Annotated in this window: 8 protein-coding genes; all 8 read right to left on the minus strand. The window is 65.0% G+C overall.

Features of this window, described 5'->3' with window-relative positions:
• Positions 1-10 precede the first annotated feature (10 nt).
• On the minus strand, positions 11-3,607 hold the full coding sequence (locus POR01S_RS08970; protein ID WP_042135261.1) for a tetratricopeptide repeat protein: 3,597 nt from the start codon (positions 3,605-3,607) through the stop codon (positions 11-13).
• Positions 3,588-6,311 carry a bifunctional glycoside hydrolase/polysaccharide deacetylase family protein gene (locus POR01S_RS08975; protein ID WP_222932068.1) on the minus strand — a complete coding sequence of 908 codons (2,724 nt, stop codon included), beginning with the start codon at positions 6,309-6,311 and terminating at the stop codon, positions 3,588-3,590. Before POR01S_RS08975 ends, POR01S_RS08970 begins: the two co-directional genes overlap by 20 nt.
• 361 nt (positions 6,312-6,672) lie before the next feature.
• Positions 6,673-7,785, minus strand: coding sequence for a polysaccharide biosynthesis/export family protein (locus tag POR01S_RS08980; protein WP_027598144.1), 1,113 nt, complete (start codon positions 7,783-7,785; stop codon positions 6,673-6,675).
• Positions 7,786-8,068: 283 nt separating this feature from the next.
• Positions 8,069-9,103, minus strand: a complete 1,035-nt coding sequence (locus POR01S_RS08985) for a glycoside hydrolase family 5 protein (protein WP_027598145.1) — start codon at positions 9,101-9,103, stop codon at positions 8,069-8,071.
• Between the two features lie 57 nt (positions 9,104-9,160).
• Positions 9,161-10,432 (minus strand): flippase, encoded by a 1,272-nt coding sequence (locus POR01S_RS08990; protein ID WP_042135263.1) that lies wholly within the window; start codon positions 10,430-10,432, stop codon positions 9,161-9,163.
• Between the two features lie 55 nt (positions 10,433-10,487).
• Positions 10,488-11,765, minus strand: a complete 1,278-nt coding sequence (locus POR01S_RS08995) for a hypothetical protein (RefSeq protein ID WP_027598146.1) — start codon at positions 11,763-11,765, stop codon at positions 10,488-10,490.
• Between the two features lie 84 nt (positions 11,766-11,849).
• Positions 11,850-12,590: a WecB/TagA/CpsF family glycosyltransferase gene (locus tag POR01S_RS09000; protein WP_027598147.1), complete on the minus strand. Its 741-nt coding sequence runs from the start codon at positions 12,588-12,590 to the stop codon at positions 11,850-11,852.
• Complete coding sequence (locus POR01S_RS09005; protein WP_027598148.1) at positions 12,583-13,458, minus strand: glycosyltransferase family 2 protein; 876 nt, start codon at positions 13,456-13,458, stop codon at positions 12,583-12,585. Before POR01S_RS09005 ends, POR01S_RS09000 begins: the two co-directional genes overlap by 8 nt.
• Positions 13,459-13,569 lie beyond the last annotated feature (111 nt).

The raw sequence follows: 13,569 nt of genomic DNA on the forward strand, positions 1-13,569 counted from the left end.
TTGAAGCGGCCTAGCGACCGATTCGATTGCTGTATTGAATGCCCAGGGTGCTGCCGGCCTGACCGCCGCTGCCCTGGGGCGCGGACTGGTAGCCGGCGGTGAACGCCAGTTCGTCGTCGCCGAGCACTACCATGCCCAGGCCGACATTCAAACCGTAGTTGAATTCGCGCTCGGTCCACTGCCAGCCGACCAGGGTGTCCACCAGCCAGCTGTATTGGGGATGGGTGCGGTTGAGCGAACCGGGAATGCCGCGTCGCCAGCTGCTGCCGACATAGAGCTGGCCATAGCGATCCTGCAACAGCTGGGTGCCGCCCAGGGCTTCCAGGTCGGCCACGGTGACCTCGCCGTTCTCGCCACTGCCGGCCAGCGGCTGCAGGTAGCGGGTGACGCTGGCGGGCAGGGTGCTGCGCGCACTGTTCTGCTGATAGGTGATGCCACTGCGCACCTGCCAGGTGGGACCTTCGAAGAAGATCATGTGGCTCAGCTCCAGGTTGAAGGCGAAGCCGCTGCCCAGGGCATCGCCGTCCCGACTGGAATAGCGATTGTGCGCCGCTCGCCAGCTCAGCTGGTCGCGTGGCGTGAGGTTGTGGCGCCCGGCCAGGCTGACGCTGTCCCGCCGGCCGAGGGCGCGCAGATAGCCGCTCTCGTCGGGTTGCCGGTGCCAGTCCAGGGCCGCCTCGATCTCGGTGTTGCCATCGATACGCCAGGTGCGGGCGACGCCCAGGCCCAGGCGATTGCTGTCCGAACGCTGGCTGGCATCGACGGTGGTTTCCAGACCGCCATCGGCCAGGTTCTTCAGCACCTTGAGCAGCATCTGGTGTTCGTTGCCCAGGGCATCGGACTTGAGGCCGCTGCTCTCCACGCGATTCTGCTTGAGCTGGACATCGGCATAGATGTCATCGCTGAGTCGCCGGGCGGCGCGCACCTCGGTGCCCTGTTCGATCAGACCGCCATAGTCGCGGCGTTCCCAGCCGGCCTGGACGCCGTTGGGGGTGCGCTCGGCCTGCTCGGTGGCCTGGCGCAGCAACTGTCGCTGGATGACCTCCGGCGGCTCGTCGCCGGCGGCCGTCAGGGCCGCGGCCTGGGCGTCGCCGGCATGGCCGAGGCGCTGCAGCATCTCGACGCGCTGCGCCGGATCCAGATCGCCGGCCGCCAGCAGCTTTTCCAGCTCGCCGCGATTCTGCCGGCGCAGGACTTCCTGCAACTGCTCGTACTGGCGCACCTTCAGACCACGGCTCTTGGCCCAGGCCAGCCATTCGCCCTTGAGGCCGTCGTCGTTGTTCTGGCTGAGTGCGTCGAGCCACTGATCGAACCAGAGTTGCAGCATGCTCGGCGAGCCATCCTGCCAGGCACGCGCCTGGGCCAGCGCCGCCTGGGGACCGCGCAGGCTGGAGAGCAGACGCAGGTAGGTGGCATAGCGCTCGGGGGTGGCCGGCACCTCGTCGTTGGCCAGGTGCGGCGTGACGGCCTTGCGCAGCCGCAGCGCCGCGTCCTGGTGACCGGCGGCGTCCAGGGCGTCGGCGTAGGCGGCCTGCACCAGCCAGTCCTGGGGATGGGCGTCCAGGTAGCGGCGATACCAGCCAAGCGCCTCTTCCGCCTGGCCCAGCAGCACCAGGCCGCTGCCGAAGGGTAGCCAGAGCACGTCGCTGTCCCGGGCCCGGCCCTTCCAGTCGCGCAGCAGGGTGGCCAGTTCGGTCTGGCGATTCTGATCGATGAGCAGCCACAGCAGCCGTTCGCGGAAGCGGTCGTCATCCGGAAAGCGCTGCAGGGCCTGGCGATAGCCCTCTTCGGCCTGGGCGATGCGCCCGCGCTGGAAGTCCAGCCCCGAGCGCGCCAGCCAGACCGCGGGATTGTCGGCCGAAGCCGGCTCGCGCGCGGCACTGGCCAGCAGCCGCTCCAGCGCCGCGGTGTCCTTGAGTTGCTCGGCCCATTGCAGGGCGTCGGTCAGGCGCTTCTGGTTCTTGCTCTTTTCCCAGCTCTTTTCCAGCAAGGCCAGGGCCTTGCGCGGCGCCGTGCGCAGATAGATCGCCAGCAGTCGATCCTCGTCGTTGGCGGTCAGGCCCTTGTCGATCGTGGCCAGGCGTTCGAAGGCCAGCTGGGCTTCGCCGTCGCGCTCCAGCTCCCAGGCCAGCTCCGCCCGCAGCCGCCAGTAGTCGACGCCCTGCCGCTGCTTGGCCGGCATGCCCTCGAGCACCTTCCAGGCTTCTTCGGGCTTGAACAGCTCCCACAGGGTGCCGGCCCAAGTCAGATACTCCGCGTTGGTCAGCGGGAATCTCTTGCCGAACGCGGCCCAGCCTGCGGCTTCGGCGTCGCCCTGCTCGGTACGGGCCAGCAGCTGCTGCAGCCGCTCCCAGGCCAGGCGCTGCTTCGGCTGACGCCGGATGTAGTCCCGCAGCCAGCGCTCCTCGGCGGCGGGATCGCCCAGGGATTCGTAGGCGAAGATCAGCGCATCCAGTTCGGTCTTGTCCAGCTGCCGTTGCCGCGACGCCTCGGCCAGCAACTCGACCACGGCATCGAAGCGAAACGCCCGCGCGGCCAGCTTCCAGGCATGATCGCGCCGTTCCGGATCGTCCTGGCGCGCCAGCAGGCGCAACCAGAGGTCGAGGGCTTCGTCCATATGCCCGGTCCACTCGCCCAGCTGGGCCAGTTCCGCGAGCAGTTTTTCATCGTCCGGACGCAGCGCCAGCAGCTGATGACCCTCTTCCCAGGCACGTTCGGTGTCGCCTCGGCCCAGGGCCAGCCGGTACGCGGCCTCCAGGGCGGCCGGGTCGTCCGGCTGCCACTCGCGCCAGCGATCGATCAGGCGCTGGGCCAGGTCCAGGCGCCCGCTGCCCTGGGCGGCGGCCACCCCGGCCTGCAGCCAGGCCAGACCACTGGCATCGGCCTGCAGCCGCGGCAGTTCCTGTTCCAGCAGGGCGGCGGCCTCGGCGCCCTGGCCGGCGGCAAGCCAGGCATCGAAGGCCTGGTGCCGGTAGCCCTGGCGTTGCTCGACCGAATCGGCGAGATCGGCCAGGCGCAGATAGAGGCGGGCGGCCTCCTGCTGCCGCCCGCCGGCCAGACTCCAGCGCGCTGCCTGTTCCAGCCATTGCTGGCGCCGGGGCGGATCGCGGCGCGCCAGTTCGACATAACGCTGCGCCGCCGTGGCCGGATCGCCCAGTTGCAGGGCGCGCTCGGCGACCCGTTGCAGCTGGGGCGTGCTCAGGGTCGCCACGTCCAGGGCGCTCAGCTGTTGGGCCAGGCGCTCGCGCTCGGCATCGGCCAGGCCTTGCGGCTGGGCTTCAGCCTGCAGGATGTCCAGCTCCAGGGCATAGAAGGGCGTCGACGCCAGCGGTTTCGGCAGCAGCTGCAATTGCCGCCGCGCCTCGTCGATGCGCCCGAGGGCGATCAGCTGGTCGATCAGCTTCATGCGCAGCCCGGTGTCGTCCGGGGTCGCCTTGAGCAGCACCTGGGCGTAGCTGATGGACACCTGGTCGGCCGGCTCCTCGCCGGGCAGGAAGACCTGCTTGCCATGAAAGGTCAGCACCAGCACCAGTGCGGTGAGGAGCGCGACCCCCAGCAGCGTCCAACCACTCAGGAGCCGGGTTTTCTTAGCCGCAGACGATCTCACCGTCACTCACTCGTGTTAGCGGAAGTTTGAACGTCTGGAGTCCGGCCGCAGCCGGCTGGCTCTTGTAGCGCTCGCGACCGACCCGCACCTCGCAGGCCGAGGACGCGCGCAGGGTCAGCTCCAGCGGGAATTGTCCGGCGAAGGCGAAGCGGATGCGCGTCGGCGACAGGTAGTCCCACTGCTGCAGCGGAATGTTGGCCTCTTCGAGGGCGGGGGTGGGGTCGCGGCTGTCACGCAGGACCAGCCGCGCCTGAGCGCCGGCCAGGTGGACATAACGCCCCTGCGGCAGGTCGCGGACCCCAGCGATGCCCCTGGAGCGCTGCAGATCCGGCCAACCCAGGCGCGGATCCAGGCGCAGGGTACGCAGACCGTCGAGGGCCTTGATCGACCAGCTGCCGTCGTCTTCCCGGGCGAGACTGGCGGTATAGAAGCCGCGCAGGCGACTCAGGTAGTCGCTCATCCACAGCGAAATGGGATGTTCGGCGGCCATGCCCTGGTAGATCTCTTCCATGACCTTGAGCGACGCCTGCTTGGTGGCCGAGTAGAAGTGGTAATAGAGATGCAGGCCGCGCAGACGCCGGGGGTGCTCGGTCCGTTCGAAGGTATAGAGCAGATCGCGAAAGCCGTAGTAGGGACCGCGCCAGAGATTGGTGTAAACGTTCTCGTTGATGATGGGCGCATAGAACTGCAGGCCGCCCGGGGTGGGGCGGATGAAGGGATAGAGTCCGCTCACCGAAGGCTGCGACCGGGTGATGTGCGAGTTGCCGCCGTTCACGTTGAGCAGGCCATTGTCGTAGGCGAGCTTGAGGGTGGCGGCATCCGGCTGGGCGTCCCCGGACCAGAACACCATCTTCACCGGCTTCTGCGGGGTGGTCAGGCGCTCGTTGATATAGCGGGTCGAACCCACGATCTCCCGGGTGAAATCCACCTTGTCGTAGCCGGGAATCTGCATCATGTAGCCGTACTGGGCTTCGAAGTTCTCGCTCTGCTCGGCCACCGCCGGTTGCCAGAAGAACGGGTGGCTGAAGGTGTGGGTGGCCACCTCCACCTTGGGATCGGCGAACAGGCGACGGGCGATGGGCTCCAGTTGCGCGGTCAGCTCCGGATAGCGGCCCTTGGGGCCGACCTCGCCTTCGATGATCGACGCCGAGGTCAGAAAGGGATGCGGCTGGATGAACTGCTCCAGCACCACCTGGCCGGAAAAGGGCGCACCGGGAATCTCCGCCTTGGAGGCGAAGGCGTCGCCGTCGATGTGCACGGTGGCGATGCGTCGACCGTTCTCCGTGGTCGGATCGGGTACCGGCAGGGGTGGCAGTTGCAGGGTCTTCGCGGTGAAGGCGAAGGGATCGATGATCCAGCGACTGGCTTCGGGACCGTCTTCCATGACATAGGGGCCGAAGGCGAAGCCGCCCCAGGAGGCCACGCCCATGGGCACGAAGGTGCCGCCCGGACCGCTCAGGCTGACCACCGGGGTCGGCCCACCGGGCAGCGTCTGCACGGCGGGCAGGTCACGCGTGCGCAACTTGACCGGTGCTTCGAAGTTGCCGGCCAGGGCAGGGTCCAGCACCTTGAGGGTCAGGCCGTCGGGCAGCGGCTTGCGACTGACGCCCAGACCCAGGCGCTTGAGCAGGGCCTCGTTGTCCAGCGGCAGGCCACCGAGAATCAGCAGCGGCGTCTTTTCGTCCAGGCGCTGGCCGATCCAGTCGCTGAATTCCCGGGAATGAGGGGGCGGACCGCTGGTCATCCACACCACGACCCCGGCGTAGAGAGCACTGGGCCAGGCCGCGGGCAGCGGCTTGGAGGCATCGAAATAGTCCAGGCGATAGCCCTGATACTCCAGGGCACTGCCCAGGAAACGGTGCACCGCCGACTGGCGCAGGGCGCCTTCGCGGCCGTCGTAGAGCAGCGCCAGCCGCCGTGGCTGCAGGGCCACCGAGCTGATGCCCAGGGTATTGAGATCGGGCGTGGTGATATAGGGCACATAGCCTTCGTCGCGCAGCCGCCTGGCCAGGCGCCGGGCTTCCTCACGCTGCTCCGGCGGCAGGTACTCGATGGCGATGACCGGGATACCGGCACTGCGCGCCGCCTCGATCCGCGGCTTCAGCCACTCGCGGTCTTGCTCGCTGACGGGACGATAGGTCTTCTTGCCGGCATCCCAGCCGGCGTAGAGGGATTCCACCGCCATGGCGGCAGCCACCCCGGGCAATTCCGGTTGCACCTCGAAGCCACGGTTGAAGAACAGCTTGAGCGCTGGCTGGCGGCGGTGCAGCTCGGCCAGCAGGCTCTTCAGCGCCAGGCGCTGGGTTTCCCGCTGGTCTTCGGCCACCAGCTGGAAACTGTCGAGGGTGTCGAGGAACAGCCCCGTGTAACCGGCTTTGGCCAGCTGGGCGGCGCGTTCGAGCAGGTGGGTTCGCCATACCGGCGCTGCCAGGTTCATCACCTGGCTGCCCCAGGCCTTGTTGGCCACCGGGCTTGCACCCGCGCTGAGACCGGCCTTCTCCAGCGCCGCCGCATCGCCGGCGAATTCGCCGATGGACAGGTAGGCGAAGGGCTGGGCACCGCCGTCGTGCAGCGCGCGGACATCGGCGGCATTGGCATGGCCGGGTTCGAGCACCACCCAGTCGAACTGGGCGAGTTCGGCCACCGGCGGCTTTTCCGCATACCAGAAGGCCACGCTGGCGGGCGCGGCCAGGGCCGTCCCCATGAGTGACAGGGAGCCCAGCAGCCATACCGTCAGCCGGCGCCACCAACCGAAGCGGGACCCTGCTCTAATTGCCTTGCCTGACGCCACACCCAGTCCTTAAACGTGCCCAACTTCGGTATCAGGTTAGCTACATTACGCAAAAGCGTGACGAAAAACTGCCTGCGCCAAGCCGAGCGGCAGCAATTACCGGGTTAATAGGTATCGAAATAATTAATCGTCTGCTGGAAAGCCTGTCTAGGCAGCGGGTTTCAGACGTGTGGGCGAGGAGGTGTAGCGCGGGAAGGCAGGAGGGGTGTCGCGGAACATCAGAGGAATTGCCGTCATGCGCGGCGGTAACCGGCATGACGGCAAGCGAGCGCTGTTACTTGAAGCTGCTGTTCAGGTTGGCGCTGGTGGAGAGGATGTTGGTCGAGCCCAGCAGCTGGCTGACGAAGCGGTTCCAGCGGGTGATACCGGCCGGGCCGACGAAGACCACGTCCTGCGGCTGCAGATGGAAGTTCTGCGCCAGCACATAGGCGGTGGGATTCTTGGCCGCCAGGTGGAAGACCTGGGCGGTGGCACCCGGGGCCTTCAGGTCTTCCGGGCCACGGATGACGTAGACGGCATCGGCGTTGGCGGTTTCCTGCTGGATGCCGCCGGCCTGGCTCAGGGCTTCCATCAGGTTCAGGTTGGTGATCTTGTAGCTGACCGCTGCCGGAGCGCGGACTTCACCGACCACATAGACCTTGCGGGCATCGTTGTAGGGCAGGTGCAGGCTGTCGCCGTCCTTCAGGTAGATGCCGTACAGCTTGGAATCCTTGCGGTTCAGGCTGTCGGTGTCCAGGCGGTATTCCTTGCCGTCACGCACCAGGGTCACGCCGGTCAGATCAGCGCCACCGCTGTTGGCCACGCCGGCCTGACCCAGGGCTTCCACCAGGGTGATGGGCTTGGTGGTCAGGGGAATGGCATCGCCCTTGTTCACGGCGCCGGAGATGGTGACCTTCTGGCTGCCGAACTTCAGCACGCTGACGTCGACCTGGGGATTGTCGATGAAGGTGGCCAGACGACGGGAGATATCGGTACGGATCTCTTCCAGGGTCTTGCCGGCGGCGCGCACGGTGCCGACGTAGGGGTAGAACAGGGTGCCATCCGGACGCACCAGGCGACCGTTGGCTTCCAGCTGCTGCTGGGCGCCGGACGGAGCGGTCAGTTCGGGGTGATCCCAGACGGTGATGTAGAGCAGGTCGCTCGCACCGACGCGGTAAGCCTGCGGCTTGTAGTCCAGCAGGGGCTTGAGGTCGGGAGCCTTGGACAGGGCCGCGGAATCCTGGCTCATCAGCAGCGAGCTGGTGATCGGGATCAGCTGGACCTTGGTGCCCTGGATGCTCGGATCGCTTTTCAGGTCGTCCTGATCCAGGTACTGACCCGGGGAGTAGGCACAACCCTGCAGGACGATGCCAGACAGCAAGGCCAGAGCGGTAAATTTGGTTTTCATGTCATTCGTCCTTGATTGCTGATTGAGTGTGAGCAAGAGGAATAAATCGGAAGGTAGAAGCAACGAGCCGGTTATTCATGGTGTTCCTTCGCGAGACATAACGGTCCTCGACAGGGGACTGGATTCCATGCGGCCAGCCTATCCAGCGGCGAGAGAACTCGGGTCTCAGCTTTTAGTTGTAAGAGCACCTGAGTCTGCTGGTCTAGGACTGGCCCTTGGCCATCGAGTTCAGCGCCACCGGAGCGGAAAAAGGTGACGCCGTTCGAAATCTGTCATATCTCTGCTAACGAGGTCCTATGACTTCGCAGTCATGTTTGTTCAGGTGTTTTTCCAGCAGGGCCGTCTGGGGCTTCTCCGCGCCATTCTTCGGTTCGATGGCCAGAGGATAGTCGCCCCAGCCCGGACCCGCCGCCCAATAGGCGCTGGGTACGCACTGCTCGCCCAGATAGCTGAGCAGATTGTCCATGGCTTCCAGCCATTGCGGGTGTGCAGGTATCCCATATTCGCCAATGAAGCCGCGCAAATTGTGCTTTTTCAGCCACTCGATGAAGGGGCGGGTTCTTTCCACGCCGATCATGGGATGGACGCCCTTCATGCCCGAGGCGTAGTTGCCGCTGGAATCTTCGTCGAAGTAGATGTGCGCCTCGTAGATCAGGTTGTCCGCCGGATCCTTGATCAGCAGATCGCCATTCACCTGCGGCCAGCGCTGGGCACTGGACCAGCTGTCGCCGGCGATGAAGATCGGCGTCTTCATGTCCACCGTGCGGATGCTGTCCACGGCCGTCTGCGCCGCCCGCGGCCAGAGGCCCTGGGTGTCATGGGGTTCGTTCATGACATCGTAGCCGTACAGCGCCGGATGCTTCTGGAAGGTCAGCGCCAGGCGCTTCCAGACATCGGCGTAGCTGGCGTAGGACACCTGGGGCGAGCCGATCAGCTGGCCGCGATAGCGCGCGTAGTTGTGCAGGTCGAGGATCACCCGGATGCCGTACTTGTCGGCGAAGTCCAGGGTGCGCTGCAGCAGGGCGACCTGGGCCTGGTCCAGTTCACCGCCCAGCTGCGGCTGCACCCGCTCCCAGAGGAAGGGGAAGCGGATGAAGCGGATGCCCTTGGCCGCGTAGCGGCGGAAGTAATCCTCGGTGGGATAGAAGTAGTTGGTGCCTTCCACGCCGGGCAGCACTTGGCCGGCGAAGCCGGCGGCCGACAGGTTGATGCCGATGAGATCCACCTTGGCTGTCGCCGGCTGTGGCTGAGCCTGGCCATAAAGCGCCGCGGACAGTAATACGGTGGCCAGCAGGCCACCACCGATACGACGTTTCACTCGTGACACGGACAGCACCTCTCGTGTGTTGCGTAAGTTCGTCTGGACAGGGCTCCCTCAGGAGCTCTGCTGGTAGACCGGCGTGGGTTGCAGCGGCGGCGTGCGCCGGGCGAAGTATTCCAGCGCCAGGTAGTCCACGGTCACCCGGATGGTCCAGGCGATGGCGGCGCCCATGATGGAGAAGTGTTGGATGCACACCACCAGCAGACCCAGGTAGGGCAGCAGCTCGGCGAGATGGATCATCGCCGTGGTCCGCGAATGGCCGCGGGCCTGGATCTTGGCGAAGGGAATCTGCGCCAGGGCGTTGAAGATGAAACCCACCGCCAGGATGCGCAGGATCTGCGCGGCATCGCCGCCGTACTCCGGACCCATCCACACGGTCATGATCCAGGGCGCCAGGATGAGGATCGGCAGCACCATCGCCAGGCTGATCAGCAGCAAGCCCCAAAAGGCCTTGTTGGCTTGGCGCGCGGCGTCGTCGCCGCTCTTGCTCAGCAGCGGGAACACCACCCGGGCCACGGCATTGGGGATGATCAGCATCCGCGAGACCGCTTCGGCCGGAGCGGTATAGAAGGACACGCGGCTGGCGCCGACCATGTGCGACAGCACGAAGCGGTCGAAGTAGACCATCAGCGGACTGATGATGTTGCTCACCGTCATCCAGCTGCCGAATTTCAGCAGTTCCTTGAACACCTCGACCTTGAAGGTGCGGATGCCTTCCGGGAAGTCCTTGTGCAGCGGCCAGTAGGCCAGCGCCATGGACACCACCCGCGCCAGCACCAGACCGATCACCGTGGCGGAAAAGCTCGGTTCGATCAGCACCGCGATCAGCGGCGCGATCGCCAGCAGGCTGTTGGAGAAGGTCCGCAGGATGTTGAATTCACCGAAGCGCTCGTTGCCTTCCAGGTAGGCGAACCAGACCGTCGCCAGCAGGAAGGGCGGCACGCACAGGCTCAGCCAGCGAAAGCCGGCCACGGCATTGTCGAAATGTTCGGGCGAGACGTGCAGCAGACTCACCACCTTGCCCGCGCCGAACCACAGCAGCAGCGTCGCCAGCAGACTCAGGCCGATGACGGCGCCGGTGGCCGTGCCCATGACCAGCCGGTTGAGTCCCTTGTCGCCATGGTGCATGGCCACGGCGCGGATGACCGCCCGCGACAGGCCGGCATCGAACAGGGTGGCATAGCCGACGATGGCGAAGGCCAGGGTGAACAGGCCGAACTGCTCGACCCCGAGCAGGCGCGACAGCACGCCCATGGTGGGCAGCGCGATGGCACTGGGAATGACGACACCCAGGATGTTCCAGGTGCTGTTTTTGATCATCGACATCGTGGGGGTGAAAACTCCTTGAGGCCGCCCGACCGACGTCGGGCGGCACGCGGGATCAGACCGGGCGAGCCAGCTGGCTGCTCGGACGCGGGTAGGGACTGCTGACGTAGGTCTCCTGGACGGATGCGGAGCTGTAATGGTGCAGCGCACGCAGCGCCTGGATCACCAGCAGGTAGCAGATGGTGGCCTGGAGGTACTCGAAGAAACCGGCCAGCGGCCAGATCACCAGCTGCGCCAGGGTGGCGGTCACCACGAAACCGGTATCGGGGTGCAGCATCTTCGCCCAGCGATAGTAGAGGAACAGCGACACCGGGATGATGATGAAGGCCAGGAAGCCGAAGCGGAACAGGGTGCCGAACACGCCGACGTCGGAAAGGAAGAAGTACTCACCGAAGTAGGGGATGAAGCCGTTGTTCCACATCAGCGACAGCGAGCCGCTCGGCAACCAGTGGTTCTGACTGAGGTGGGAGAAGATGTAGCCGATGGTCTGCTCGCGCACCCCGTCGGTGGGGCCGTCCTGCACCGACTGGGCATAGAAGTCCAGGTTCAACCCCAGCACCTTCATCAGGTCCGGGAAGATGAAGAAGGGCGATAGCAGCAGCGCGGAGACGCAGATCCAGACGATCGACTTGCTCTTCAGGCAGAACACGGTGAACACCAGCGCCAGCACGATCAGCTGCCGGGTCTGGGTGCCGAACACCAGGGTCAGCAGGAACACCATGGCCAGCACGATGTGCACGGTCTTGCTGCGCGCCGAGCCATCGATCGGCGAGATGCCCTTGTTCCAGGTCTGGATGCAGTAGAAGTAGGCCAGGCACAGCGCCGGCGCACCGATGGAGGAACGGTCCGGGCGGTCGAAGGAGGACTGCTTGTCCCGCAGGTCCGGCAGCACGCCGAACTTGAACATCCAGGCCATGACGGCGGCCAGCAGCGCGGTGATCAGCAGGGCCTTCTCGAATTGCGAGGCGCTCATGTTGCGCCCCAGGAACATCAGGGTGGCGAAGCCGAAGCTGAACAGGATCCGCCGCTCCTCGATCAGGCCGTAGACCAGCGGCTGGCCGTAGAACAGGAAGGAAAAGATCGCTGGCAGACCGATGAAGACCACCGACGAATAGACGGCGTAGGTCATTAGGATCTTGAATTCGCGCTGCTGGGTACCAATGCTGGTCAGCAGGTAGAAAAAGGTGAAGGCCATGCAGATGGCCAGGTACAACTCGTTCAGATAGAGGATGCCGACCGGGTTGTGCGGGCTTTCGCCGAACACGTCCAGGTGCAGGATCAGCAACGGAACCAGGAGAACGAAGGAAACGGTACTTTTACGGAGAATGCTCATAGACCTACCCATCCAGACGGGACCACCGGACTGCTTGTCCGGTGGTCATCTTCCTTGCGGCTGAGAACGCTGCGGGGCAGCCCCTCAGGTGCGTCGACTGCTGCGTTCCTTGAGATAGATGGGCAGGATGCTCACCGCATCGTGCACGTAACGCTTGGCCAGCCGCTTGGGCTCCGAACACATCCGGTGCAGCCACTCCAGCTTGGCCTTCTGCATCCAGCGCGGCGCCCGCTTGACGGTGCCGACGGCAAACAGGATGGACGCGCCGATGCACAGGCCGACGCCGGTGCGCTTGCTGCTGTCGATCTGCCGCGCGAGCTTTTCCTGACGCGGCGCCCCGACGGCATAGAGGATGAACTCCGACGGATTCTGCATCACGAAGTCGACGCATTTCTGCGTTTCCAGCGGATCGTTGATGAAGCCCATCGGCGGGTTGTAGTGCGCCAGCTGCATGTGCGGATACATCCGCCGCAGCTTGCCCACGTCATTCTCGCTCGAACCAATCAACACCACCGACAGGCGTTCGTCGTTGGCCTTGCGCAGGATGCTCAGCGTCAGATCGCTGCCGGTGATGACCTCGGGTACGGCCACCCCCAGCGACTTGAGGATGGGCATCAGGATCCGGCTGTCGCAGATGCGCTTGCCGGCGCGCTGGTAGGACTCGCGCATGTCGGGGTTGCTCTGCAGCTGCACGACATGGTCGATGTTTGGCGTGACGATGTAGCTGTAGGGCCGGTGGATGTCCTGGCTGATCGAGCTCATCAGCTCGTCCTTGGTACCGGTGAAGAAGTCGATACCAAAGGCTTGGGTGCGTAGGTTAGACATGCATCGTCGCTCCCTTGAAGGCGCCCTTCACGCCGGACCAGGCCAGTTTCGGATTCTTGAATTCCTTGAGCACGGTGATGCCGGACAGCAGCACGGCGGAGACCAGTGCGTAGGGCGTGCCATGGAATTTGCGATTGAAGCGGGTCGCGGCGCGATTACGGAAGTAGTGATAGAAGGCACTGCGTCCGCCCGAGCTCATCGAGCCGTAATGATAGAGCTGGCTCTCCCGCAGCACCTTGAGGGCGACGCCCTTGCGCTTGGCCTGGTACTGCCAGTCCACTTCTTCGGAGTACATGAAGTAGGCTTCGTCCATGAACCCGATCTCGGTCAGCAGGCTGGCGCAGAAGGCCATGCTGCAACCCATGATGTAGTCGGGTTCACGATCGAGCTTGGCGATGTCGCTGACCGCGATGTCCTTGCCCAGCAGCTTGGACTTGCCCAGCAGCGGGTAGAGGATGCCGCCGCCATAGCATTCCAGGCGACCGGTCTGGGAGCTCAGGATCACCGAGCCGACTATGGTCTTGGGCGCGCGCTGCAGCTCGGCCAGCAACGGGGCGAAGGCATCGTCCTTGACGTAGGCGTCGTTGTTGACGACCCAGAAATGCTTGACCGCCAGGTTGTCCAGCGCCCAGCGCATGCCGTAGTTGTTGCCACCGGCATAGCCGTCGTTGCGCGGACTGGCGAGCACGGTGACCTGGCTCAGGCCGTTGTCGGCCTGCCAGCGTTGCAGGACGTCGATGGAGCCGTCCTGGGAATCATTGTCCACCACCACCGCGTGATCGATGGACGGGCAGTGCTTGAGGATGCTCTCCACACAACTGATGGTTTCGTTGGGGGCCTTGTAGTTGAGCACCATGACTACGTTCATTGGCGTGTTCCTATTCTTCAGAATCATCAATCCGGTACAGCGTCGAGATCCAAGGCTGCCAAGCGTGGCCGGGTTCAGGAGCGAACCCTTCGAAATCGCTGTGTGAGGTAG

It is taken from the genome of Pseudomonas oryzihabitans NBRC 102199, assembly GCF_000730625.1.
Classification (GTDB): domain Bacteria; phylum Pseudomonadota; class Gammaproteobacteria; order Pseudomonadales; family Pseudomonadaceae; genus Chryseomonas; species Chryseomonas oryzihabitans.

Excerpts from the sequence above, each read along its gene's own strand:
- POR01S_RS08995 (WP_027598146.1), bottom strand. The coding sequence starts at position 11,765 with ATGAGCATTCTCCGTAAAAGTACCGTTTCCTTCGTTCTCCTGGTTCCG.
- POR01S_RS09000 (WP_027598147.1), bottom strand. The coding sequence starts at position 12,590 with ATGTCTAACCTACGCACCCAAGCCTTTGGTATCGACTTCTTCACCGGT.
- POR01S_RS08975 (WP_222932068.1), bottom strand. The coding sequence starts at position 6,311 with ATGGGGACGGCCCTGGCCGCGCCCGCCAGCGTGGCCTTCTGGTATGCG.
- POR01S_RS09005 (WP_027598148.1), bottom strand. The coding sequence starts at position 13,458 with ATGAACGTAGTCATGGTGCTCAACTACAAGGCCCCCAACGAAACCATC.
- POR01S_RS08990 (WP_042135263.1), bottom strand. The coding sequence starts at position 10,432 with ATGTCGATGATCAAAAACAGCACCTGGAACATCCTGGGTGTCGTCATT.
- POR01S_RS08980 (WP_027598144.1), bottom strand. The coding sequence starts at position 7,785 with ATGAAAACCAAATTTACCGCTCTGGCCTTGCTGTCTGGCATCGTCCTG.